Origin of the sequence: Bradyrhizobium sp. USDA 4541, assembly GCF_024171085.1 — a bacterium.
Lineage (GTDB): Bacteria > Pseudomonadota > Alphaproteobacteria > Rhizobiales > Xanthobacteraceae > Bradyrhizobium > Bradyrhizobium australafricanum.
Window position 1 is genome coordinate 3604008 of record NZ_JALJZF010000001.1, and the last position, 24059, is coordinate 3628066.

The window sequence follows — 24059 nt, forward strand, 5'->3', positions numbered from 1 at the left end:
ATGACAGGCTCCGCGACATCCGGGGCAGTCGGTCCCGCATGTCGCTGCGCGCATGCGGGCTACGATGGGTAAGGTCAGCGCGACGGCTTTGGGTTGGCTTTCTTCGCAGGCTTTGCCGTTGTGCCGACCGGCTGCACCCGCAAGCCGTCCACGAATACGTCCAACAGCCGGAGCGCAGTGGTCTGCCAGCCGGGCTGGTCGTGCATGTAGCACATGCCGATCAGCGCCCGCAGCACGTCCTCGGCGCTGATGTCGCCACGGATCGCACCGGCCGCGACCGCGCGCGCGAGCAGGGTGCCGATCGCCTTGGTCAGGCGGTCGAACGAATAGGCGTGCAGCTCGGTCGAGCCGTGAGCGACCAGCGCCAGTGCTGCGACCATGCCCTTCTTGGTGGCGACGAATTCCACGTTAGCGCGCAGCCAGCGCCGCAGCGCCTCGACCGGCTCGGGCGCGCATTGCAGTTGCTCGGCCAGATCGCCGAGCTGCTCGACCTCGCGGCGGTAGACCGCCTCATAGAGCGCTTCGCGCGTCGGGAAGTGGCGATAGAGCGTGCCGATGCCGACGCCGGCATGGCGCGCCACCGCCTCGAGACTCGCCTCGCTGCCGCCGGCCGAGAACACGGCCTTGGCCGCTTCCAGCACGCGCTCGCGATTGCGCACGGCGTCGGCGCGGGGCTTGCGTGCAATTTCTGGTGATCGAGCGGCCATCGCTTTTTCTTTTCACCCTCCCTTGTAAACGGAGGATGCCTCCGTATATGGCGACCAGCAACGGGCCTGACAAGGCGCGCCGATCCTGCATCGGCGGCCACGGGCTTCCGTTGCCTCGATTCAAACCGACCATACACGGATCGGAGCCCTGCATGAATCTCCCACTCAGCCTCACTATCAACGGTGTCCGCCGGGAAATTGCCCTCGACGACCCCCGCGTAACCCTGCTCGACCTGTTGCGCGAGCGGCTCGACCTCACCGGTACCAAGAAGGGATGCGACCGCGGCCAGTGCGGCGCGTGCACCGTCCTGGTCGACGGCCGCCGCATCAATTCCTGCCTCGCGCTTGCCGTCAGCCATGACGGCGCCGAGATCACAACCATCGAAGGCGTCGCGCGCGGCGACCAGCTGCATCCGGTGCAGGCCGCCTTCATCGCCCATGACGGCTTCCAGTGCGGCTTCTGCACGCCGGGCCAGATCATGAGCGGCATCGGCCTGATCCAGGAAGGCCAGGCGGGCGACGATCCGGAGCGCGTGCGCGAATGCATGAGCGGCAATCTGTGCCGCTGCGGGGCCTATCAAGGAATCACCGAGGCCGTGCTCGAGGCGCAGGCCGACATCAACGCGACCAAGCAGAGGCGCTCCGCATGATGAACTTCGATTATGTCAGGCCGGCCAGCGTCGCGGACGCGATCGCGGCGGCATCCGAGAAGGGCGCGAGCTATTTCGCCTCCGGCACCAATCTGCTCGACCTGATGAAGGGCGGCGTCAGCCGGCCGAGCCTTCTCGTCGACGTCACGCGTCTGCCGGGGCTCGACCGCATCGAGCATCTGGCCGACGGCAGCTTGCGGATCGGCGCGCTAGTGCGCAATGCCGATCTCGCGCATGACGCGGAGTTTGCGCGCGACTATCCGGCGGTCGCCGAGGCGTTGCTGTCGGGCGCGTCGGCCCAGCTGCGCAATGCCGCGACCGTCGGCGGCAACCTGATGCAGCGAACGCGCTGCGCCTATTTCTACGACGCCGGCAGCGCCTGCAACCGGCGCTGGCCGGGCGCCGGCTGCGACGCGCTGAAGGGCGAGAACCGCCTGCACGCGGTGCTCGGCTGGAGCGAGGGCTGCATCGCAACCCATCCGTCGGATTTCTGCGTGCCGCTGGTCGCGTTCGACGCCGTCGTCGAGATCGAGGGCAAGACCGGCCGGCGCGAGCTGCCGCTCGAGGCGCTGCACCGTCTGCCGGGCGAGACGCCGGAGCGCGAGACCGCGCTGGAGCGCGGCGACCTGATCGTCGCGCTGCGGCTACCGGCCGAAGCGCAAGGCTTCTCCGGGCATGCCCGCTACATCAAGGTGCGCGAGCGCACGTCCTACGCGTTCGCGGTGGTCTCGGCCGCGGCCGGCTTGCGCATCGAGGATGGAAAGATCCGCGAGGCGCGGCTGGCGCTCGGCGGCGTCGCGGCAAAGCCGTGGCGAGCGCGCGAGGCCGAGCAGGTGCTCGCGGGCGCCGCGCCGGATGCGGCGACCTATCGCGAGGCGGCGCGCGCCGCGCTCGCGGGCGCAAAACCGTCCGGCGACAACGCCTTCAAGATCGAGCTCGCGCAGCGCATCGTCGTGCGCGCGCTCACCCTTGCTGCTGCAGGCACGCCGGATCGCATTCCCGCGCTGCCGGGCTCTCCCTTCTCATCCGTTGCAGGAGCGTAACGCATGACGGCTGAACTCAATCTGACCCGCGACCCCGCCCATCTCAGGCACGGCTCGAATATCGGCCAGCCGCTGACCCGCACCGACGGCACGCTGAAGGTGACCGGCAAGGCCCGCTATGCCGCCGACAATCATCCGCCCGGCATGGTCTATGCCGTGATCGCGACCAGCTGCATCGCGCGCGGCCGCGTCACCGCGCTCGACGTCGCCGCCGCCAAGCGCCACCCCGGCGTCATCGACGTGATGACGCCGGCGCACAAGCCGGAGCTCGCCGAAGACCCCGACGCCAAGGGCAATCCGTTCGCCTTCCGCATGGAGCTCTTGCAGAGCGACGAGGTGCGCTACGCCAACCAGGCGATCGCGGTCGTGATCGCCGAGACGCTGGAGGCCGCCACCGAAGGCGCCGCGCTGCTGTCGCCGCGCTATCAGGTCGAGATCGCGCGTGTCGGTCTCGACGCCGGCGAAGCCTACGCGCCGCCGGTGGTCGGCATCGGTAATCCCGCCGAAGTCCGGCACGGCGATATCGATGCTGGCCTTGCCGCTGCGTCGAAGCGGATCGACGCAACTTACGAGACGCCCGCGCAGTACCACAACGCGATGGAGCCGCACGCGATCGTCGCGGTGTGGGACGGCGACCGCCTGTTCCTCGACACGCCGAGCCAGGGCATGGCGATGGCGCAGATGCGGATCGGCGGCCTGTTCGGCGTTCCGCCCGGCAACATCCACATCAACAGCCCGTTCCTGGGCGGCGGCTTCGGCTCCAAGGGCCTGGTCTCCGGGCCGCAGGTGCTTGGCATCATGGCGGCGAAGCTTGTCGGGCGTCCGGTTAAGCTGGTGCTGCGGCGGAGCCAGATGTACGGCCCGGTCGGCCATCGTCCGCAGACCCGCCAGCGCATCCGGATCGGCACCGGTGACGACGGCCTGCTGACCGCGCTCGATCACGAGGCGCGCGTCACGACGTCGAGCTTCGACGATTTCTATGAGCCGGCGGCGGACGCCTCGCACACGCTCTATGCCAGCCCGGCGATCCGCACCGCGCATGAGGCGGTGCGCGTCGACACCGGCACGCCGCTGTTCATGCGCGCGCCGGGCGAGGCTACCGGATCGATCGCGCTGGAAAGCGCGATCGACGAGGCGGCGTTCGCCTGCGGCATCGATCCCCTGGAATTCCGGCTGAAGAATTATGCCGAGGTCGAGCCGACCACCGGCAAGCCGTTTTCCTCCAAGGCGCTGCGGCAGTGCTACGCCAAGGCCGCCGACCGTTTCGGCTGGGCGCGGCGTCCGCTGCAGCCGCGGCAGATGCGCGACGAGAACGGCTTTCTGGTCGGCTGGGGCATGGGCACCGCGACCTTCCCGGCGCTGATGTTCCAGGGCAATGCCCGGGCCGTGATCCGCGCCGACGGACGCGGCGTGATGGAGAGCGGCGCGCATGACATGGGGCAGGGCGCCTGGACCGCGCTCACGCAAATCTCGGCCGATGCGCTCGCGCTCGATCTCGGGCAGATCTCGTTCCTGTCGGGCACGTCGGACCTGCCGGATGCCGGCATCGCCGGCGGCTCCGCGCACACCGCAACGGTCGGTGCCGCGATCCACAATGCCGGTGCGGCGGTGATCGCAAAACTCGCCGAGCTTGCGACCTCCGATGAGCGCTCGCCGCTGTTCGGCGCCGGCAATGCCGGCGTGGTGGCGCGGGCCGGGCGGCTCCATCGCCGCGACGATGACGCGCGCAGCGAAAGCTACGCCGAGATCTTGGCGCGCGCTGGCGTTGCCGAGGTCGAGGCCTCCGGCACGGGTGCGGCCGATCCGGCGGCGCAATCGCAATATGCGATGCACGCGCATGGCGCTGTCTTTGCTGAGGTGAAGGTCGATCCGGAGCTCGGCCAGATCCGCGCCACGCGGCTGGTCGGCGCGTTCGCTGCAGGGCGCATCATCAATCCGTTGATGGTGCAGAGCCAGCTGCGCGGCGGCATGATCTGGGGCCTCTCGTTCGCGCTGCACGAGGAGGCGGTGATGGACAAGAGGTCCGGCCGCATCCTGAATGCGAACCTTGCCGAGTATCATGTGCCCGTGAATGCCGACGTGCCGCCGATGGAGGTGATCACGGTCGACGAGCACGATCCCCATGTGAACCCGCTCGGCATCAAGGGCGTCGGCGAGATCGGCATCACCGGCAGCGCCGGCGCCGTCGCCAACGCCGTCTTCCACGCCACCGGCATCCGCGTGCGGAATTTCCCGATCAAGATCGAGGAAGTGGTGATGGGGTTGAGGTGATGCGGCTCGACGTGAGGGCTCCATAATAACAGGTGTCGTCCCGGCGAAAGCCGGGACCCATAACCACGAATGTGAGTTATGGTAGGACGCTGGGGCCGCTTCCCCTTCGACAATCAAGATTGGTGGTAATGGGTCCCGGCCCCCGTGCGCAATTGCGCACTAGGCCGGGACGACGCTGGATGGTTTTCGCCGGGACGACGGCGGAGGGAGATGGGCCGTCACCCCGCCGCCGTCACGCAATTCACCCACAGCACCACGGCCTTCGCATCGCGCGCGGGATTGGAGAACCGGTGCGGCCTCCGGCTCGCGAATCTGAAGCTGTCGCCTTGCTTCAGAGTCCAGGTCTCCGTGTCCACCGTCAGCGTCATCTCGCCCTGGAGCACGAGGCCGGCCTCTTCGCCGTCATGGGTATAGAACTCGTCGCCGGTGTTGCCGCCGGGCTCGAGATGCACCAGGAACAGGTTGAGCCGGCTCTCGCTGCCGGCCGGGCTCAGCAGCTGCTTTGAAATTCCCGTGCGCCACAGCTTCAACTCGGCGCGCTGCACCTCGCGGGTCACGATGCCGCCGGCGCCGTCATCCCTGGGCGTCGCGCCGAACAGCGCGGCGATGCCGACGCCGAGTACGTCGGCCAATGTCGCCAGCACGCGCAGCGAGGGCGACGACAGGCCGCGCTCGATCTGGCTTATGAAGCCGATCGACAAATCGGTGCGCGCGGCGACCACCTCCAGCGACATTTCCTTGCTGCGGCGCAGGTCGCGGATGCGGCGTCCGACCGCGAGATCCATCGCCGGCTCCGCCGGCTTGCCGGCCGGTTTCTTGGCCGCGCGGCGTGCCGTTGCGGGCTTCGCTGCCGCGCCTTTACGCATTCTCTTGCCGCCGCTCACGTCAGTCCGCTTCCTTCATGTGCATGAAAACCGCTTGCATTGGCCGCGGTTTCGTGACCACAATTTCATATTGGTGAAAATAGGCCGGAACGGCGTCGACCGCAACCAAAAGCCCGAAACGCGCGGGCGATGCGGCGCCAAGGCCAGCTTCGGGAGGTGTTGCGATGTCGTTTCAGCGTCTCGTCCAGGCCGCGGTGGCGGCGCTTGCCCTTGCCTTGATCGCGCCGTCAGGGGCGCAGCAGGTGCTGAAGGTCGGCTCGACCCCGACCGGCATTCCCTTCACCTTCCTCGACACCAAGTCCAACTCGATCCAGGGCATCATGGTCGATCTCGCCACCGAGATCGGCAAGGACGCCGGCTTTACCGTGCAGATCGAGCCGATGCAGTTCTCGGCGCTGATTCCCTCGCTGACCGCGAACAAGATCGACATCATTGCGGCCGCGATGTTCGCCACCGCCGCGCGCAAGGAGGTGATCGACTTCTCCGAGCCGGTCTACACCTACGGTGAAGGTTTGGTGGTGCCGAAGGCCGACACCAAGGCCTATGCCTCGCAGGAGGATCTGAAGGGCACCGTGGTCGGCGCCCAGGTCGGTACTGCCTTTGTCGACGCGCTGAAGAAGACCGGGCTGTTCAGCGAGGTCAAGGTCTACGACACCATTCCCGACATCCTGCGCGACGTGAATGCGGGCCGTCTCAAGGCCGGCTTCGCCGATTATCCGATCCTCGCCTACAATCTGCAGCAGGGCAATTTCGCCGACGTTCGGCTGGTCGACGGTTACAAGCCAGTCACCGTCGGCACGGTCGCGATCGGCGTCCGCAAGAGCGACACGGAGCTGCTCGCGAAGATCAATGCCTCGCTCGCCAAGCTGAAGGCGAACGGCACGATCGCCAAGATCTTAGAAAAGTGGAGCCAGAAGGCCAACGCATCGTGAGTATTCATGTCCCGAAGTGATCCGTCACCCTGAGGTGCGAGCGAAGCGAGCCTCGAAGGGTCGACGGCCACCAGCCGGGCCGTACATCCTTCGAGACGCGCCGAAGACGCCGCTCCTCAGGATGACGGAGGTAACGTTCGAATAGTGTCGGGACTGGATACGTTTGAGCCGATGCAAAAATTCTTTCATGACGCCGTCGAGTTCGTGCCGATCCTGCTGCAGGGTGTCTGGCTGACCATCGTCGTCACCGTCGGCTCGCTCGTCCTTTCGACCGTGCTCGGGCTGGTGTGGGCCTTGATGCGGGTGTCCGGCATCGGCGTCCTGGTCGGGCTCAGCGCCTCGTTGATCAACGTGATCCGCGGCATCCCGATCATCGTGTTGCTGTTCTACATCTACTTCGTGATGCCAGATTTCGGCATCGCGCTGTCGGCGCTGCAGGCCGCGATCATCGGGCTCGGCATCGCCTATTCGGCCTATCAGGCGGAAAATTTCCGCGCCGGCATCGAGGCGATCGACAAGGGGCAGATCGAGGCGGCGCAGACCATCGGGATGGGCTGGTGGCTCACCATGCGCCGCGTGGTGCTGCCGCAGGCGGTCAGGATCATCCTGCCGCCCTACGGCAACATCATGATCATGATGCTGAAGGATTCCTCGCAGGCGTCCACCATCACGGTGGCCGAGCTGGCGCTGCAGGGCAAGCTGATCGCATCCTCGACCTTCAAGAACACCAGCGTGTTCACGCTGGTGGCGCTGATGTACCTCACCATGAGCATCCCGCTCATCCTGCTGGTTCGGCACTTCGAGAACAAGGCGAACCGCAAATGATCGAGCTCCGCGACGTCCACAAGAGCTTTGGCAAGGTCGAGGTGCTGAAGGGCATCACCGCCTCCGTCGCCAGGAGCGAGGTGGTCTGCATCATCGGCCCGTCCGGCTCCGGCAAGTCGACCATCCTGCGTTGCATCAACGGGCTCGAGAGCTACGATCGCGGCGAGATCAGCGTCGAGGGTGCGCGCGTCGACAGCAATGACCGCTCGATCGTGGCGATCCGCACCCAGGTCTCGATGGTGTTCCAGCGCTTCAACCTGTTCCCGCATCGCACCGCCCTCGAGAACGTCATCGAGGGGCCGCTTTATGTGAAGAAGGAGCCGCACGAGCAGGCGATTGCCCGCGGCCGCGCGCTGCTCGCGCAGGTCGGGCTCGCCGACAAGGCCGAGGTGCACCCGCCAAAACTCTCCGGCGGTCAGCAGCAGCGCGTCGCGATCGCGCGGGCGCTGGCGATGCAGCCGAAGGCGATCCTGTTCGACGAGCCGACCTCCGCGCTCGATCCGGAGCTGGTCGGCGAGGTGCTGTCGGTGATGCGCAAGCTCGCCGACGACGGCATGACCATGGTCGTCGTCACCCACGAGATGGGTTTTGCCCGCGACGTCGCCGACCGCGTGCTGTTCATCGACGGCGGCGTCATCGTCGAGCAGGGCGCCGCCAAATCCGTCCTCAACCAACCCCAGCACCCGCGCACCCAGGATTTCCTGCGCCGCGTGCTGCATCCGCTGTGATCAGGTCACTTGAAATGAACGCGCCAATCCGCCTGCCGCTGCCACCGAGCCTCTATGCCGACGCCGCGGTGCAGGCGACGCCGACGCCTCCGCTGACGTCGGACAAGAGCGTACCGGTCGCGATCATCGGCGGCGGCTTCACCGGCCTGTCGACCGCGCTGCACCTCGCCGAGCAGGGCGTGCTGGCGACCGTGCTCGAAGCGCAGGAGCCGGGCTGGGGCGCCTCCGGCAACAATGGCGGGCAGACCAATCCGGGACTGAAGCACGACCCCGACCAGATCGAGCAGGATTTCGGCACCGATCTCGGCCGCCGCATGATCGAATTCTCCTACGGCACCACCAACTTCACGCATGACTTGATCCGCCGCTACCAGATCCCCTGCGAGGCCAGGCAGAACGGCACGCTGCGCGCCGCCTACAACGAAGCCAGCGCAGCGGCGATCGCGACCACCGCAAAGCAGTGCATCCGGCGTGGCATGCCGGTGAAGCTGCTCGACGCCGCCGAGATGCGCCAGATGACCGGCAGCGACCGTTACCTCTGCGCCATGCTGGACGCGCGCGGCGGCGACCTGCATCCGCTGAGCTATGCCCGCGGGCTTGCGCGCGCCGCGATCGGGGCCGGCGTCGCCGTCCATGGCGAGACCCCGGCGCTGCGGCTGCGCCGCGACGGCGGCCGCTGGCGGATCGAGACGCCGCGCGCGGTCGTGCTCGCCGACAAGGTGCTGCTCGCGACCAACGGCTTTACCGATGATCTCTGGCCGGCGCTTCGCCGCAGCATCGTGCCGGTGTTCTCGTCGATCGCGGCGACCGCGCCGCTGTCCGAGGCGATCGCGCGCGCGATCATGCCGACCCGGCCGGTGCTCTACGAAAGCGGCCACATCACGGTCTATTACCGCATCGACCAGCACAACCGGCTCTTGATGGGCGGCCGCGGCCCGACGCGCTGGATCAGCAAGCCGACCGACGTCGCCTATCTGATCCGTTACGCCGAGCGGCTATGGCCGCAGCTCAAGGGCGTCAGCTGGACCCACGGCTGGAACAGCCGTCTTGCCATCACTGCCGATCACTACCCGCATGTCCATGAGCCCGCGGAGAATTTGCTGATCTCGCTCGGCTGCAACGGCCGCGGCGTCGCGCTCTCGACCGCGATGGGCGCACAGCTGGCGCGCCGGCTGATCGGCGGCCCCAAGGCCGAGATCGACATGCCCGTGACCGGCATCAAGCCGATCCCGATGCACGCCTTCTGGCGGGTCGGCGTCATCACGGCCGTGCTGACCGGCCGGGTGCGGGACCGCCTTGGTGTGTGAGGCATTTAACACAATTACAGAATGTGCTGGGCTAATCTCGCGCGTCGGATATATTCGCAGTCTTTACTGAAAGGCTGTTCATGCAGTGCGAGCGATGCGGCCGCGCAAACCGGGCTGGCAACGATTATTGTGAAGATTGCGGTGCGCCATTAGGCCTCAAATGTGACTCCTGTCAGCATGTGAACGGGCCCTCCAGCCGCTTCTGCGGCCGCTGCGGCACCGCGCTCGCCGCGGGCAGCGTCCGTCCCGACGCGCCCTCGCAGCGGCTGCTGCGTTCGCTGAGCACCAAGGGCGGCGAACGCAAGAACCTCACTCTGCTGTTTGCCGATATCCGCAACTCGACCAATCTGATCGACAGCCTCGGCGATCCCGAACTCGGAATGCGGCGGCTGGAGCCGGTGCTCGACCTGATGAAGGAAGCCGTCCACCGCTACGACGGCATCGTCAACAAGATCCAGGGTGACGGCGTCATGGCGCTGTTCGGCGCGCCGCCGCGCCCGCATGAAGATCATGCGGTCCGCGGCTGTCTCGCCGCGCTCGCCATGCAGGATTCGGTGGCCAGGCTCGCCGATCCCGGCATGCAGATCCGGGTCGGGCTGCACACCGGCGAAGTCGTCGTTCAAACGGTGGAAAACACAATCTATCAGACCTACGACGCCGCCGGCGCCAACGTCCATATCGCCAACCGGATGGAGCAGATGGCCGATGAGGGGGCGATCCTCATCACGCGGGACACCTATCTCGGCGCCAGGCAATTCGTCGAGGTCATGCCGCTCGGCATGCAGACCATTCGCGGCATCTCCATGCCGGTGGAGGTCTTTCGGCTGACCGGGCTGCTCAGCGCGCCCGCCAGCGACGTTTTCCGCAGCGGCCGCCGCCTGACCTCGATGGTCAACCGGACCGAGCAGATGGCGGCGTTGGAGCATGAGCTGTCGCGTGCAGTTGGCGGCGACGGCCGGGTCGTCGGCATGGTCGGCGACGCCGGCATCGGCAAGAGCCGGCTCTGCTTCGAGTTCGCCGAAAACTGCCGCCGCAAGGGCATTCGCGTCTACGAGGCCCGCGTGCTGGCGCATGGCCGCGCAACACCGTTCCAGCCCGTGCTCGAGCTGTTGCGCGACATCTTCGGCATCCGCGCCAAGGAGCCGATCGAGACATCCCGGCGTCGCGTCATCGACCGCTTCGCCGAGATGGCCGCGTCGGAGCAGGAATTGCTGGTGCTGCTCGAATTCCTCGGATTGGCTGATCCGGCGTATCCGGCCCCGAAGCTCGATCCGCGCGCGCTGCGGCTGCAACTGCTCGATCTCGTTCGAACCTTGGTGCATGCGCGCCCCGGCGACACGCCGGCGGTCGTCATGATCGAGGACCTGCACTGGATCGATGCCGCGAGCGAAGAGTTCGTCGAGACGCTGGTCGATGCCATCGTCGGCACCGCGACGTTGCTGGTGGTCAATTTCAGGCCGGGCTTCACGGCACCTTTCATGCAGCGTTCGCACTACCGTCAGATCGCAATACCGCCGCTGCCGTGGTCCGATTCGAACGAGCTGCTCCGCGAGCATTTCGGCAGGCATCCCTCGCTCGCCTCGCTGAGCAGCAACGTCATCGAACGCGCGCAGGGCAATCCGTTCTTCATCGAGGAGCTTGCCAACACCGTCGTGGAGCGCGGCAATGTCGAGGGCGAACGCGGCAACTACCGGCTCAAGCATGGCGTCGATGCGGTGCCGCTGCCCGCGACGGTGCAGGCCGTCGTGGCCGCCCGCATCGATCACCTCGAGGATATCGCCAAGCAGGTGCTGGAGACGGCGGCCGTGATCGGCCGGCTGGTCGCGATGTCGGTGCTGCGCCCGGTCGCGGCGCTGCCGAACGACGATTTGCAGAACGCCATCGCGCAGCTGCGCCAGGCTGAACTGCTGTACGACCTGCCGCCCTACGACAAGGGACTGCTGGCGTTTCGCCATCCATTGATCCAGGAGGTCGCCTACGCAACCCAGTTGCGGTCGCGGCTGACCACGCTGCATGCGACTGTCGCCAAGGCCATCGAGGGCTTCGACTGGGGCAAGCTCGACGAGTTTGCCGGGCTGCTCGCCTATCACTACGAGGCCGCGGGCCAGCCGCTGGAGGCGGTCACCCATTTGCAGCGTGCGGCGCGCTGGATCGGCAAGACCAACTCCGCCGAGGCAATGAAAAGCTGGAAAAAGGTTCGCGCCCTGCTGCAGGACCAGCCCCCGTCCGAATATGTCGACCGGCTGCGGGCGATGTCGAGCGGCCAGATCCTCAACTTCGGCTGGCGTGAGGGGATGTCCGCCGAAGAGGTCAAGCCCTACGCCGAAGAGGCTATCAAATACGCACGCGCGGCGGACCCGGTGCACGAGCCGATCCTGCTCGGCGCCTACGGCAGGATCCTGGCCGCGACCGCGGCCGCCGACGATTATGTCAATCTCGTGCAGGACGCCTTGAAGCTCACTTCCGGCACCGGGGACGTCGGACGGTTTGCGACGGTCAATGCGATGCTGAGCCAGGCGTTCTTCCTGTCGGGTCGTCTTGCCGAGGCGCTCGACGCCGGGCAGGTGGCGGTTGCCGCGATTGCCGAGCAGGGCGGTTTTCACAACAACGTCACACTCGGCCTCAACCCGAACCAGATTCTCGGCTTCGACGTCGAGCACTGGATCAGGTGTCTCGGCACCAGAATTCTGGTGCGGCTCGGCCGGTTCGACGAAGCCGAACGGCGGATCGCCGAGGTGCTGCGGGCCGAGCCGGAGCGCTTCGCCGCCGTCGTGCAGTTCATTCCGCATTTTGCGATGGTGGAGATGGGCTGGAGCCGCGGCCGGCCGGAACTGGCCAAGCCGCATGCGGCGAGGATCGCCGAACTGGCCGAGCAGTCCGGCACGCCCTATCTGCGGGTCGCGGCGCTCGCCAGCGCCGGCCTCGCCAGCGGCGCCGCGGGCGATTTCAAGGTTGCCGCCGCCCAGCTTCAGGAAGCGATCGACTTTGCGCGCTCTGCGCGAGCCGGCCTCGAATTCGAGGCGCGCATGCTGGCGGATCTGGCCGAGGCGCTCTATCGCGCCGCCGACCACCATGCGGCCCTGCAAGCGGTGGACGAGGCGCTAATGGTCGCGCGGCGAAGGACCGATCGCGTCGCCGAGTTGCACGCGACCGTGCTGCGCGGCCTGATCATTTGCGCCTTGGGCAGCACGTCACATGAGGAGCTTGACGAGATTGTCGGCGGCGCTCAGAATCTGCTCGATGTCTCGGGGGCAGTCTATTTCACACCACAACTCGATCAGCTTCGATTGCATCTTGAGCGACGCTAGACGCGACGATTTTTCATTTCTGGAAACAAGGTACTGAGGGGGTTTTAATGGGACGGATGATTCAAGACGATACGACGCGCGATGTCCTTGATCTGCTGAACAAGCGGTTTGGTCCCAGCGGGATCATGGAGATGGTGGAGCTGCAAAAGGAGTTCGACATCTTCTCTCCCAATCATCCCCTCGAACAGTCGTTCCGGTTGATCGGGATCGAGCCGGCCGACCGGGTCGAGCGGAAGCGCTGGTATACTTTCCTCGGCACGCTGAAGGACTATCCTTCCGATCAGCCCAATGTGAGCGGATACAAGCGGGTGGTCCAGGCGTTCCGACAGGCGCTCACGCAGGGTCCGTATCTGCCGGTGCTGGTTAGCGTTCACGCCATGAAGGAAAATCCGAAGGTGACGTTTGCAGCCGATGGCCATACGCCGCTGATCTACTCGACCCAGTCGTATCGGGTTCTGTCGATCCCGACCAAGCCAAGCCAGGTCGCCCGCAAGGAGCTTGCTGCGATGGCGAAGCAGCGGCGGGCCAAAGCCAAGAAATGAGCAAGACGTGAGCATCGCAGCGGAGACCGCAGGTGTCGGCGCCGAAGGCGACCGGGCGCGGTTCTCCGACCTCTATGCCGATGTCGAATCCTACTACAGCGCGCGGGTCGCCAAATACGGCGCCACCCCGCGCGGAGTGGACTGGTCCTGCCAGGCCACCCAGGACCTGCGCTTCGTCCAGTTGCTGAAGCTCTGCGACTTCTCCGCACCGTTCAGCCTGAACGACATCGGCTGCGGATACGGCGCGCTGTGCGCCTATCTCGCAAGGCGCCATCCGCAAGCGGAGATCGACTATCTCGGGATCGACCTGTCGCTCGCCATGGTCAGCCGCGCGCGCCGCCGTTTCTCGGCGCCGGGGCGCCGCTTCAAGGTCGGCAAGGGCGGCCTGCGTCGCGCGACCTATTCGGTCGCGAGCGGCATCATGAATGTCGATGTCGGCGGCTGCCGCCGATCCTGGGAGGCATTTGTCGCCGGGATGCTGGCCGACCTGCGCCGCGCCAGCCTGCGCGGCTTCAGCGTCAACTTCGTTACCGGCGGGACGGAAGGCACGGCGGCCGCCGATGCGTCGCCGGTGCAGCTCTATTGCACCAGCCCCGAGGCGTGGATCGATTATTGCGAACGCGAGCTTGGCTGCACCGTCGAGACCGTCGACGGCTACGGACTGAACGAAGTCACCCTGCTGGCGCGATGTAGGGATTGCTGATCGGGCTGCGGACTATCGCTTGTCCAGAATCCGCAACTCGGCCGTGGCGCTGGCGACCGTCACATCGCTGGCGTCGATCAGATCGGCTTCGACGATCATGTCGCGGTCGGTCTGCGAGATGACCTTCGCCTTGGCCGTGATCGGGCCGACGCGCGCCGGTTTGAGAAACCGCGTGGTGAGGGTCCTCGTCACGACGGTCCGCGTTGCGGGCAGCGCTGCGAGGGCGCCGAGACCGGTGGCTGAATCCAGCATCGCGGCAAGGAAACCGCCCTGGATCGTTCCATGGCGGTTGGTGAACAAGGGTTGCGCCTCGAAACGGACTGTGGCGATTTCACCGTCGAAGCCCAGCCACTCGCGCCCAAGAAGTTGCGCGCCGGGCGGCACGTCTGCGCTTGCTTCACTCAAGCCGGTCACCGCAATTGTTGTCGGTCCAAAAGTATCAGCCCGTCTGGCTCATGCAATAAACTCGGTGTCGTCCCTGCCTAGTGCGCAATTGCGCACGGGAGCAGGGACGACGACCTCAATGAACCGCGCGACTTGCCGTCACCCCTCCGCGACCGCATCGCCCCAGGGCTGGAACGGCTCGGTGACGCCGCTGTTGGTGGCGCCGTCGCGCAGCACGACGCTCGGGCAGGCGAACTTCATCGGCAGGGTCTGGATGCGGGCTTCCTCGAAGTCGAAGCGGCCGCGCAGCGCCTCGCGCACGCTCGCGGGCAGGCGCTTGTCGCCGATCACCACGGCGCCTTCGCTGGCGTCGATCCGGGGCTGGTGGATCGCGGCGTCGAGATCCATGCCGAAATCCATCACGAAGGAGAGCAGTTGCGACACGGCCGGCAGGATGCGGCGGCCGCCCGATGCGCCGGCGGCAAGCGTGCGGCCGTCGGCGGCCTGCGCCACGACCGGCGTGTAGTTGGTCAGGCAGCGCTTGCCGGGCGCGAGCGAGTTCGGATTGCCTTGCGTCGGATCGAACCACATGATGCCGTTGTTCATGGTCAGCCCGGTGTTCGGCGTCACGAATTTGGAGCCGAAGGTCGACAGAAGCGTCTGCGTCACCGCGGCCATGTTGCCGTCGCGGTCGACCGCGGAGAAATGCGTGGTGCAGCTTGGCGCGATTGCTTCGGCGCCGAGCGCGCGCCGGCCATCGACGTCGCCCATGTCCTTCAGGCGCTCGCGATAGGCGGCTTGCAGCGCCTCGGCATAGGCTGCGTAGGCCGCCGCATCCGGACCGCCCTGCGCGGGCGCCAGCGCCTTTTGCAAAAGGCCGAGCGTGCGCGCCATGGTCGGACCCGCGGTCAGCTCCGGCGTCGCATAGACCGTGCCGCCGCGATACGGAATTTTCAACGGCTCGCGCAGATGGGCGCGGAAGGCGGCGAGGTCGCGCACCGACAGCGCGCCGCCGGCGGCCTGGATGTCGTCGGCGATGCTGCGCGCCAGATCGCCCTCGTAGAAATCGCGCGGGCCGGCCGCGGCGAGCTGCGCCATCGTGGCCTTCAGCCTGTCCTGCGGCATGCGGACCACCGACCTGATGCCCCATTGCGCATTCGGCGGCAGGCCATCTTGCAGATACGCCGCCGCGCTGGCGGGATAGCGCCGCAGATCGGCCGCGGAGCTTGCGATCATCGCGGTGGTCCACCAATCGACCAAAAGGCCGTCGCCGGCGAGCTTGACGCTCGGTGCCAGCAGATCCTTCCACGCCATTTTGGCGTGGCGGCGATGCGCTTCCTCCATGCCGGCAACGACGCCGGGCACAGCGATCGAGCCGGGGCCGTGCAGGTTGCGGTCGTCCTTGACCCGCGCCCAGGGGAACAGGTCGGAGGCCGCACCGCCAGTCAGCGGATAATCCTCGATGCGCAGGCCGTCGGGTGCGCGCATGCCGTAGTCGATCACCTCGACGCGGTTCTCCTTGGCGCGATAGAGCACCATCGCGCCGCCGCCGCCGGCGCCGCTCATCCACGGCTCCACGACGCCAAGCGCGAAGGTGGTTGCGATCACGGCGTCGACGCAATCGCCGCCATCAGCCAATACCTCCGCGCCGACCTCGGCCGCCCGGCGCGACTGTGCGGCGACGATGCCGCCCTTGGCGCTGACGGCCGGCTTGCGGATCACTTGCGAGTTGGAGAACTGGTCGGACATGGCGTTGCTTTCGCTGTTCTTGTTGCGGGTGGGACACGTTGGCGTAGCATGCCAAGCATGGCACTGTCAGTGCAACAACAAGAACCAATTTCAGGGAGCGGAAAATGACTGGTGTGAAGCGTGAACGGGACGGCAAGGTCGGCATCCTGACGCTCAACGATCCCGCGAGCCTGAACGCCATGACGCCGGAACTGCTCGGCGATCTCGCGCGCGCCGTCGGCGAGATGAGCCTCGACCCGGACATCCGCGCGCTGGTCCTGACCGGGGAGGGACGCGGCTTCTGCTCCGGGCAGAACCTCAAGGCGTTCCAGTCGCTCGGCGACAATATCTACACCGGCGTGATGAGGCATTATTGGCCGGCGATGCAGGCCTTGCGCGAATGCCGCGTGCCGGTGGTGGTCGCGGTCAACGGCGTCGCGGCCGGCGGCGGCTTCAGCCTCGCGATGTCCGGCGACATCATCCTGGCGGCGCGCTCGGCGAGCTTCATCCAGGTGTTCAGCCGGATCGGCCTGGTGCCCGATCTCGGCTCGACCTGGCTGTTGCCGCGCCTGATCGGCCGCCAACGCGCGCTCGACCTGATGCTGCTGAACGAGCCGCTGCCGGCCGAGCGGGCCAAGGAGTGGGGGTTGGTGCGTGACGTGGTCGATGATGCAAGGCTGCTCGACGAGGCGAAGGCGCTTGCCGGCCGCCTTGCGGACGGACCGACGCGCGCGCTGGTCGCGACGCGGCAGCTCCTCGAGGAGAGCGAGCACGCCAGCTACGCCGATCAGTTTCGCCGCGAGATCGAGCTCCAGCAGGTGATCCGCGAGAGCGCCGACGCGAAGGAAGGCCGCCAGGCCTTCGTCGAGAAACGCAAGGCTCAGTTCACGGGACGCTAGAGCGGGATGAGCTTACCTAAATCGAGCGGCGGCTCCGCTTCACCTCGCCCCGCGTGCGGGGAGAGGTCGGAACGCATCGTTCGATGCGTTCCGGGTGAGGGGGAGTCTCCGCGAATACAGCTATCACCAGACATATGCGGAGGCAGCCCCTCACCCCAACCCTCTCCCCGTAAGAACGGGGCGAGGGAGCGCAGCGCCGTCGCTGTTCGGCGCAATCTCAGGATGCTCCAGGCCTTGATCGTGCGCGTGCTAGCCGATCGCAATCGCGATCTTGCCGAAATGCGCGCCACTCGCCATGTGGGCGAACGCTGCCTTGGCCTGGTCAAACGCGAACACCTTGTCGATGACAGGCTTGACGCCGTGCAGGCTGATGCCGTCGCACAGCGCCTGCAGATCCTCGATCGAGCCGACGGTGACGCCTTGCAACCGCTGCTGCTGCATCACCATCAGCGGCAGCCGCGTGTCGGAGGAGGCGGGACCCGCGAGCACGCCGATAAAGGCGATGGTGCCGCCGATCCTGGTGGCGCGGATCGACTCGTTCAGCGTGCCGACGCCGCCGACCTCGACGACGAGATCGACACCGCGTCCGGTGAGTTCGCGCGCCTTCTTGCCCCAATCGGGCGTGGACTTGTAGTTAAGCGTGACATCGGCGCCGAGCTGCTTCAGCCGCGCGATTTTGGCGTCGCTGGAGGATGTCGCGATGACGCGGGCGCCGCACATCTTGGCGAATTGCAGCGCGAACAGCGAGACGCCGCCGGTGCCCTGGGTCAGCACCGTCTGCCCCGGCTTGAGGTCGCCGAGCTTGACCACCGCGCTCCACGCCGTGAGGCCGGCGCATGGCAGTGCCGCGGCCTCGATATCGTTCAGATGATCCGGCGTGCGCACCAGCGCATGCGCGGGGAAGACCCGGTACTCGGTCAGCACACCGTCGACGCTGCCGCCGAGCGCCGCGCGCATCCGCGCCTCGCTCGGCTCGCCGGCGAGCCAGCTTTCGAAGAAGCTGCCGATCACGCGATCGCCGGGTGCGAAGGTCCTGACGCCGGCGCCGACCGCCTCGACCACGCCGGCGCCGTCGGAGACCGGCACCAGCGGAAATTTCTGGCGCGAGCCGTAACCGCCCTTGACCGTGAGCAGGTCGCGATAGTTCAGCGTCGCCGCCTTCAGCCGCACCAGGACCTCGCCCGGGCCGGCTTGCGGAACCGGCTTGTCGACCAGCGCCAGCGCGTCGACGCCGCCGGGGCCTTGCAACTCATAGCATTTCACGGAACGTCTCCTGCTCGGTGCTCTTGTCTTGGGCTGCGCTCGCGGCGCTGCCACGCATGCGCTGAGCATATGTCAGGCCTGCCGCGCGTGGCCATAGCGCGCAGTGGGGTTGATGGAATGGCGCCCATGCCCGAACGCGCTGGCGCGCGACCGGGAAATACCGCCAATCTGAGCCGTCAATGAAGTGACCGAGCGGAGGTGACCATGGCTGCCTTGCTTGAGACGAAGCGCGATCTGCTCGCCACGCTCGCACGCGGCGCGGTTCGCGTGCTGCTTGCCGCTGCATGGATCGCTTGCGGTGGTGCGATGGCCGCGGCAGACGACAGCCTCTATCGCGCGCAGACCGTCGTCACCGGCCAGGGCGAGCCGAACCGCATCATTGGCTTCGGGGCGTGTCTGGAGGACGTCCTGATCAAGGTTTCCGGTCAGCCAATGCTGGCAGGCGACCACCGGCTTGCCGCGTACAAATCGAAGGCCAAGGCGTTCGTCAGCAGTTTCGACTATCACGATCAATATGCCGGCAAGCCGCATCATGACGAGCAGGGCACCCGCGACCGGCCCTACGACCTGACGGTGAATTTCGACGAGAAGAAGATCGACGGCATTCTCGCCAGGCTCGGTCTCAAGCCGTGGCGGTCGCAGCGACCGGTGCTCGGCGTCTTCGCCGAGATGCAGCACGGCCCGAAGGATTACATTGTCACATCCGACGGGACGCAGTCCGACCTGCAACGCGACGCGCTTGCGGCTGCGGCCGGCAAGCGCGGCATGCGCTTCGTGCTGCCTGAGACAACCGACTTGACGAGCGCCAACCTCACCGCTGCCGAACTGTTGAAGACGCCGCCGGCGAAGCTGAGTTCGATCGTCGCGCCGCAAGGCGGCGAGGCCACCCTGCTCGGTCGGCTGGTCTGGGACGACAAGGATCTCGGCTGGGCCACGCAATGGCGGATGGCCTGGCACGGCAAGGATTACAAATGGCAGTTTCGCGGCGTCACCTTCGATGAAGCCTTCCGCCGCGGCATCGGCGGCGCCGCGCAGGTGCTGTCGGGCAATGGCGATCCGGGGCGATCGAAATGAGCTTGCGCGCGCAGCGGCTGGATCGCGCTAGAGCCCTTTCCGTTCCGATTGAATCGGAACGGGGCTCTAGATTCTCATTTTGACGCGTTTTCTTCACGCGAACCGGTATCCACTTCGCTCGAAAACGCTCTACCCGGCGTAGCCAAGCGTCTGCGACGGATATTCCCCGAACATCGTGCGGTAATATTGCGAGAAGCGCCCGAGCTCGATGAAGCCCTGTTCGATCGCAACCTTGGAGACGGTGGTCTGGTCCGGGGTGCTTTCGCGCAAGATCGAACGGATCATGCAGAGCCGCTTGTAGCGCAGGAATGTTACCGGGCCGACCCCGAACACCTCGTGGAAGGCGCGGTGCAGGCTGCGTCGCGACAGCCGAAGCTCGGTGCAGATTTCCGAGACATGGACCGGGCGCGTGCCCGCGGCGTGCAGATAGTCCTCGACATGGCGCACCAGGCGCATCGCCGACGGCAGATAGCTCGTTCCGTCGGGCGGCAGCGAGGTCACGACGGTCGCGGTCACGCAGTCGATGATCGCGCGCTTCCAGAAGGCGGCCGACGCGTCCGTCAAGGCGTCCGGATAGCGCGCAAGGTGCGCGACGATCCGTGGCAGTTTGTCCGCCGCGCCCATGCCGATCGTGGGGTCGGCGCGAAAGTGGTTCTTCGCCTGCCAGGTTTCGGCGTCGGCGAGCCGCGGCTCGCCGCCGAATATGTCGGGCAGATCGGCGAGGTCGAAGCGGATGGCCGCGTAGGACGAAGCGCTGTGAAAGACCCCGTCATGCTCGACCGACGGCGGAATCACCAGCACATCGGCCGGCTGCATGTCGAACGCCCAATGCGTGACACGGTCGGTCGCGTTCAGCAGCATCCCGATGATCAGCTTGGGATCGGTCGAGATGCGCTGGGTGCGGACCCCGACATTGAATGCGCCGATGCTGAGCGAAAAATCACCGATCCCGACGTGAGACAATGTGCCGCGCAACTTGCCGCGCTCAAGCTGCATGACATCGACATGCGAGCCTTTGACGGCATCGTAAAGACCCTCGAAGCCGTCAAGCTCGCCGGTGCTAACCGTCAGGTGTTGGCCCATATCCACGTTCACAACTGCAGCGCGATTAATCTACTAAAACCAAATGCTTGAAGTCGGTGCAAGTCGGTACAAAAAGTGTGCCCCGCGACAATGTGCCTAAATTGGTTTGATTCGCATGGCGAGATCGTGATGCGGATTTGCAAACGTGCGGATTTTCGCTTGTTTTTCCGAGAAAGCAATAAGGCCGACCGGATCGGATTGATCGAATTGGAGCATCTTTCGTTAAGCCTGCACGCCTCGGGGTTGAGATTGGCACAAAGTGCACATCACTTGTATAGTGCGTTTCGCTATCGTTTGAACTGACAGCAGAATTCGCTCGTGACAACGTCCAGTGGAACGAGGCACGATGAAGAGCACTGTGCATGCAAGTGTGCACATGGATTGGCAACGGAGGAGAAAGGGAAGAAGACCTGACGGATCAACGCTGCCGAAAAGTGCAGCACAGAAAAATGGAAGGGCGCGACAATGCACTCAGGCACGACGCAATCATGCACGACGTTCGGTCACCGAGATCGTAAGGCTACGATCTTCAACAGGATTTTCCGTTTGGCGCTCTTCGGAGCAGCCGCGATCGTCGCGCAAGCAGGCCCCGCGTCGGCGGTCAGCATCGGCTCTTCCGCTTCACTGCCGATCATCACACAGCAGGAAGGCAGCGGCAACGTTGTGCAGGTGCGCGCTGTCGCGCGCCGGGGCGGCGTTGCCGTCGGACCGCGCGGCGGTGCGGTAGCTTACCGGAGCCGGACGGTGGTGGGGCCGGGCGTTCGCCCCGGCTGGCACGGCGGCGGCACGCGCTGGGTCGGACCGCGGCCGGTAGGTTGGGCGCGGCCCGGCTGGTACGGCTGGCCGGTCGGGGGCGCGGTCGCGGCCGGCGCAGCGATCGGGTTCGTCAGCGCGGCGAGCGCAGCCGCCTGGGCGGGACCGGCACCGGCAGCGGGCATGTGCTGGTACTACACCGACCCGTCTCGAACACAGGGCTTCTGGGACTACTGCTCGCGGTAATGCCCAAAGAGGTGCATCGCCATGTCCCGGGTAGAGATCGCCTCCACTGAACGAGAGCGTGACGACCCCGTCCAGACCGACGACATGGTCTGGATTCCCGGCGGCACGTTCCGCATGGGCTCCGACCATCACTATCCCGAGGAGGCGCCGGCGCATCGCGCCTCGGTCGACGGCTTCTGGATCGACCGCACCCCGGTGACCAACGCTCAATTCCGCGAATTCGTGCGGGAGACCGGGCACATCACGGTCGCCGAGCGACCGCCGGATCCTGCGCAATATCCGGGTGCGCTGCCGCATATGCTCTACGCCGGCTCGCTGGTGTTTCAGCCGCCGCGCCGCGTCACCACCCTGCGCGACTGGAGCCAATGGTGGACCTTGATGAAGGGCGCGAACTGGCGCCGCCCCTACGGCCCGCGCAGCAACATCAACGTGCTCGGCAGCCATCCGGTGGTCCACGTCGCCTATGCCGATGCGCTCGCCTACGCCAAATGGGCCGGCAAGGAGCTTCCGACCGAAGCCGAGTGGGAGTTCGCGGCGCGCGGCGGGCTCGAGGCCGAGGAGTTCGCCTGGGGCAACGCCTTGACGCCCGGCGGCAAGCACATGGCCAATACCTGGCAGGGCAATTTCCCGATTCAGAACCTCTGCGAGGACGGCTTCGACCGGACCTCGCCGGTGACCGCGTTTCCGCCCAATGGCTACGGCGTCCACGACATGATCGGCAATGTCTGGGAGTGGACCGCCGACTGGTGGTCCGCCCGTCATGAGGCCGACGCCGCGAAGCCCTGCTGCATCCCGCAGAATCCGCGCGGCGGTCGCGAGGAGGCGAGCTACGACCCCGCCCAGCCCGCGATCAAGATTCCGCGGAAGGTGCTGAAGGGCGGCTCGCATCTCTGTGCCCCGAACTATTGCCGCCGCTATCGCCCCGCCGCACGGCATGCCGAACCGGTCGATACGTCGACCAGCCATGTCGGCTTTCGCTGCGTGGTGCGCCGACCCGATTCTCAACCGTCGCCAAAACCTTTCGACAAGCAAGGAGCGTAAGAATGAGCGATGAGAGCAATATCGTTGCCAGGCAGTCCGGTAGTCGCGGAGGGCTGCTTCGTGGCTTGTTCGCGGCGGCGTTGGTCGCGACAAGCCTGGCGCCATTTGCCGGGTCTCCCGCGTCAGCGCAGCAGCCGAACGCGGCCAAGCCGAACATTCTCGTGATCTTCGGCGACGATGTCGGCCAGTCCAACATCAGCGCCTATACCCGCGGGCTGGTCGGTTACAAAACACCGAACATTGACCGCATTGCCAATGAAGGCATGATCTTCACCGACTATTATGCCGAGAATAGCTGCACCGCCGGCCGCTCCACCTTCATCACCGGACAGGTCTGCCTGCGGACCGGCCTCTGCAAAGTCGGTATTCCGGGAGCACCGGTCGGCTTGCAGAAGGGCGACATAACTATCGCGCAGGCCCTGAAGCCTCTCGGCTACGCCACAGGTCAGTTCGGCAAGAACCATCTCGGCGATCGTGATGAATACCTGCCGACCAATCACGGCTTCGATGAGTTTTTCGGCAATCTTTATCATCTTAACGCCGAAGAAGAGCCCGAGCGGCCATACTGGCCGAAGGACGACGCAGCTTTCGTCAAAGCCTATTCGCCGCGTGGCGTCCTCAAAGCTTCCGCCGACGGCAAGATCGAGGATACCGGCCCGCTTACCAGGAAGCGGATGGAGACAGTCGATGACGAGACTACAGGTGCTGCGATCGATTTCGTCACGCGACAGGCAAAGGCCAACAGGCCGTTCTTTACCTGGATGAACTTCACTCGCATGCACATCTTTACCCACGTTCGTGCCTCGATGCGCGGGCAAAGCGGCATGCCGGGCAATGAATACGCTGACGGCATGGTCGAGATGGACATGAACGTCGGAAAGCTGCTCAAGACGCTCGATGACCTGAAGATCGCAGACAACACGATCGTCGTCTTCAGCACGGACAACGGCCCGAACGCGTTCACCTGGCCGGATGCAGCGACGACGCCCTTCCGGTCGGAGAAGGACACCAATTGGGAAGGCGCATTCCGTGTGCCAGCGATGATCCGTTGGCCCGGCCACGTCAAGGCAGGCGAGGTTGCCAACGGAATCGTGTCAGGTCTCGACTGGTTCCCGACGCTCCTTGCCGCCGCCGGCGATCCCGGGGTGAAGGATCGCCTGCTCACCGGCTGGCAGCCGCAAGGCGGCTCGACCACCTTCCGCAATCACCTCGACGGGTTCAACCAGCTCGACTACATCACGGGCAAGGCCGACAAGAGCGCACGCAACGAGTTCTACTACTTCAACGACGACGGTGATCTCGTTGCGATGCGAAACGGCGATTGGAAACATACCTTTGAACGGCAGGATCAGCCCGGCCAGTTCGACGTCTGGGCCCACCCGTTCACGCCTTTGCGCGTGCCAAAGATATTCAATCTGCGCATGGATCCGTACGAACACGCGGAGATATCGGGTAGCATGTACGATCAATGGCGGGTAGAGAACGCGTACATGATCGCTCAGGCACAAATCAAGGCGGCAGCGTTCCTGCAGACCCTTGTTGAATATCCGCCAAGCCAGCGGATTGCGAGCTTCAGCATCGACCAGATTCGTCGTGCCGTCGACAAGAAGGTCGATGAATCGTTCAAGAAGCGCGGTCTCGAATAGTCGCGAGGCCCTGCGAGACAGGCCAGTGGTATCGGCCTGTCT

General features: G+C 65.9%; 21 protein-coding genes. 15 read left to right on the plus strand and 6 right to left on the minus strand.

The window, feature by feature from the left end; translation table 11 throughout:
* Positions 1–74: 74 nt before the first annotated feature.
* Positions 75–707: a TetR/AcrR family transcriptional regulator gene (locus J2R80_RS16925; protein WP_076824361.1), complete on the minus strand. Its 633-nt coding sequence runs from the start codon at positions 705–707 to the stop codon at positions 75–77.
* Between the two features lie 152 nt (positions 708–859).
* Here J2R80_RS16925 and J2R80_RS16930 point away from each other — a divergent pair, with 152 nt between their 5' ends.
* From J2R80_RS16930 to J2R80_RS16940, 3 genes are read left to right on the plus strand one after another with little or no spacing between them, the layout of a single operon-like run.
* Positions 860–1357, plus strand: coding sequence for a (2Fe-2S)-binding protein (locus J2R80_RS16930; protein WP_057015174.1), 498 nt, complete (start codon positions 860–862; stop codon positions 1355–1357).
* Positions 1354–2400, plus strand: coding sequence for a xanthine dehydrogenase family protein subunit M (locus J2R80_RS16935; RefSeq protein WP_253638936.1), 1047 nt, complete (start codon positions 1354–1356; stop codon positions 2398–2400). The genes J2R80_RS16930 and J2R80_RS16935 overlap by 4 nt, the downstream gene beginning before the upstream one ends.
* Before the next feature lie 3 nt (positions 2401–2403).
* Positions 2404–4671, plus strand: coding sequence for a xanthine dehydrogenase family protein molybdopterin-binding subunit (locus J2R80_RS16940; RefSeq protein WP_253638937.1), 2268 nt, complete (start codon positions 2404–2406; stop codon positions 4669–4671).
* 218 nt (positions 4672–4889) lie between these two features.
* On the opposite strand, the gene J2R80_RS16945 is transcribed toward J2R80_RS16940, so the two are convergent.
* Positions 4890–5537 carry a cupin domain-containing protein gene (locus J2R80_RS16945; protein ID WP_253638938.1) on the minus strand — a complete coding sequence of 216 codons (648 nt, stop codon included), beginning with the start codon at positions 5535–5537 and terminating at the stop codon, positions 4890–4892.
* Between the two features lie 182 nt (positions 5538–5719).
* Between J2R80_RS16945 and J2R80_RS16950 the strand changes: the two genes are divergently transcribed.
* From J2R80_RS16950 to J2R80_RS16980, 7 genes are all read left to right on the plus strand, one after another.
* Positions 5720–6487: an ABC transporter substrate-binding protein gene (locus J2R80_RS16950; RefSeq protein WP_253638939.1), complete on the plus strand. Its 768-nt coding sequence runs from the start codon at positions 5720–5722 to the stop codon at positions 6485–6487.
* A 171-nt stretch (positions 6488–6658) separates the two neighbouring features.
* Entirely contained in the window at positions 6659–7312 is a 654-nt protein-coding gene (locus tag J2R80_RS16955) for an amino acid ABC transporter permease (RefSeq protein ID WP_057015170.1), read from the plus strand.
* Positions 7309–8040 carry an amino acid ABC transporter ATP-binding protein gene (locus tag J2R80_RS16960; RefSeq protein ID WP_168856247.1) on the plus strand — a complete coding sequence of 244 codons (732 nt, stop codon included), beginning with the start codon at positions 7309–7311 and terminating at the stop codon, positions 8038–8040. Before J2R80_RS16955 ends, J2R80_RS16960 begins: the two co-directional genes overlap by 4 nt.
* Before the next feature lie 14 nt (positions 8041–8054).
* Complete coding sequence (locus J2R80_RS16965; protein WP_253638940.1) at positions 8055–9347, plus strand: FAD-binding oxidoreductase; 1293 nt, start codon at positions 8055–8057, stop codon at positions 9345–9347.
* An 80-nt stretch (positions 9348–9427) separates the two neighbouring features.
* Complete coding sequence (locus tag J2R80_RS16970) at positions 9428–12655, plus strand: adenylate/guanylate cyclase domain-containing protein (protein WP_076823719.1); 3228 nt, start codon at positions 9428–9430, stop codon at positions 12653–12655.
* A gap of 47 nt (positions 12656–12702) precedes the next feature.
* Complete coding sequence (locus tag J2R80_RS16975; protein WP_253638941.1) at positions 12703–13197, plus strand: hypothetical protein; 495 nt, start codon at positions 12703–12705, stop codon at positions 13195–13197.
* Between the two features lie 7 nt (positions 13198–13204).
* The gene (locus J2R80_RS16980) at positions 13205–13900 is read left to right on the plus strand and encodes a class I SAM-dependent methyltransferase (protein WP_253638942.1); all 696 of its coding nucleotides are present in this window, start codon (positions 13205–13207) and stop codon (positions 13898–13900) included.
* Positions 13901–13912: 12 nt separating this feature from the next.
* Here J2R80_RS16980 and J2R80_RS16985 read toward each other — a convergent pair whose 3' ends face one another.
* Together J2R80_RS16985 and J2R80_RS16990 are read right to left on the minus strand one after the other, a co-directional pair.
* Complete coding sequence (locus tag J2R80_RS16985; protein WP_244558637.1) at positions 13913–14314, minus strand: PaaI family thioesterase; 402 nt, start codon at positions 14312–14314, stop codon at positions 13913–13915.
* Between the two features lie 129 nt (positions 14315–14443).
* Complete coding sequence (locus J2R80_RS16990) at positions 14444–16033, minus strand: gamma-glutamyltransferase (protein ID WP_253638943.1); 1590 nt, start codon at positions 16031–16033, stop codon at positions 14444–14446.
* Positions 16034–16137: 104 nt separating this feature from the next.
* Here J2R80_RS16990 and J2R80_RS16995 point away from each other — a divergent pair, with 104 nt between their 5' ends.
* Positions 16138–16911, plus strand: a complete 774-nt coding sequence (locus J2R80_RS16995; RefSeq protein WP_225164430.1) for an enoyl-CoA hydratase-related protein — start codon at positions 16138–16140, stop codon at positions 16909–16911.
* 249 nt (positions 16912–17160) lie between these two features.
* On the opposite strand, the gene J2R80_RS17000 is transcribed toward J2R80_RS16995, so the two are convergent.
* Positions 17161–18174, minus strand: a complete 1014-nt coding sequence (locus tag J2R80_RS17000) for a zinc-binding dehydrogenase (protein ID WP_253638944.1) — start codon at positions 18172–18174, stop codon at positions 17161–17163.
* Positions 18175–18378: 204 nt separating this feature from the next.
* Between J2R80_RS17000 and J2R80_RS17005 the strand changes: the two genes are divergently transcribed.
* Complete coding sequence (locus J2R80_RS17005; protein WP_253638945.1) at positions 18379–19248, plus strand: DUF2066 domain-containing protein; 870 nt, start codon at positions 18379–18381, stop codon at positions 19246–19248.
* 129 nt (positions 19249–19377) lie between these two features.
* Here the strand turns inward: J2R80_RS17005 and J2R80_RS17010 are convergent, their stop codons facing one another.
* Complete coding sequence (locus J2R80_RS17010) at positions 19378–20331, minus strand: helix-turn-helix domain-containing protein (protein WP_253638946.1); 954 nt, start codon at positions 20329–20331, stop codon at positions 19378–19380.
* A gap of 546 nt (positions 20332–20877) precedes the next feature.
* Between J2R80_RS17010 and J2R80_RS17015 the strand changes: the two genes are divergently transcribed.
* From J2R80_RS17015 to J2R80_RS17025, 3 genes are read left to right on the plus strand one after another with little or no spacing between them, the layout of a single operon-like run.
* Positions 20878–21330 carry a hypothetical protein gene (locus J2R80_RS17015; protein ID WP_253638947.1) on the plus strand — a complete coding sequence of 151 codons (453 nt, stop codon included), beginning with the start codon at positions 20878–20880 and terminating at the stop codon, positions 21328–21330.
* Between the two features lie 21 nt (positions 21331–21351).
* Positions 21352–22371: a formylglycine-generating enzyme family protein gene (locus J2R80_RS17020; RefSeq protein ID WP_253638948.1), complete on the plus strand. Its 1020-nt coding sequence runs from the start codon at positions 21352–21354 to the stop codon at positions 22369–22371.
* A 2-nt stretch (positions 22372–22373) separates the two neighbouring features.
* The gene (locus J2R80_RS17025; protein ID WP_141339640.1) at positions 22374–24017 is read left to right on the plus strand and encodes an arylsulfatase; all 1644 of its coding nucleotides are present in this window, start codon (positions 22374–22376) and stop codon (positions 24015–24017) included.
* The last annotated feature ends 42 nt before the right edge of the window (positions 24018–24059 follow it).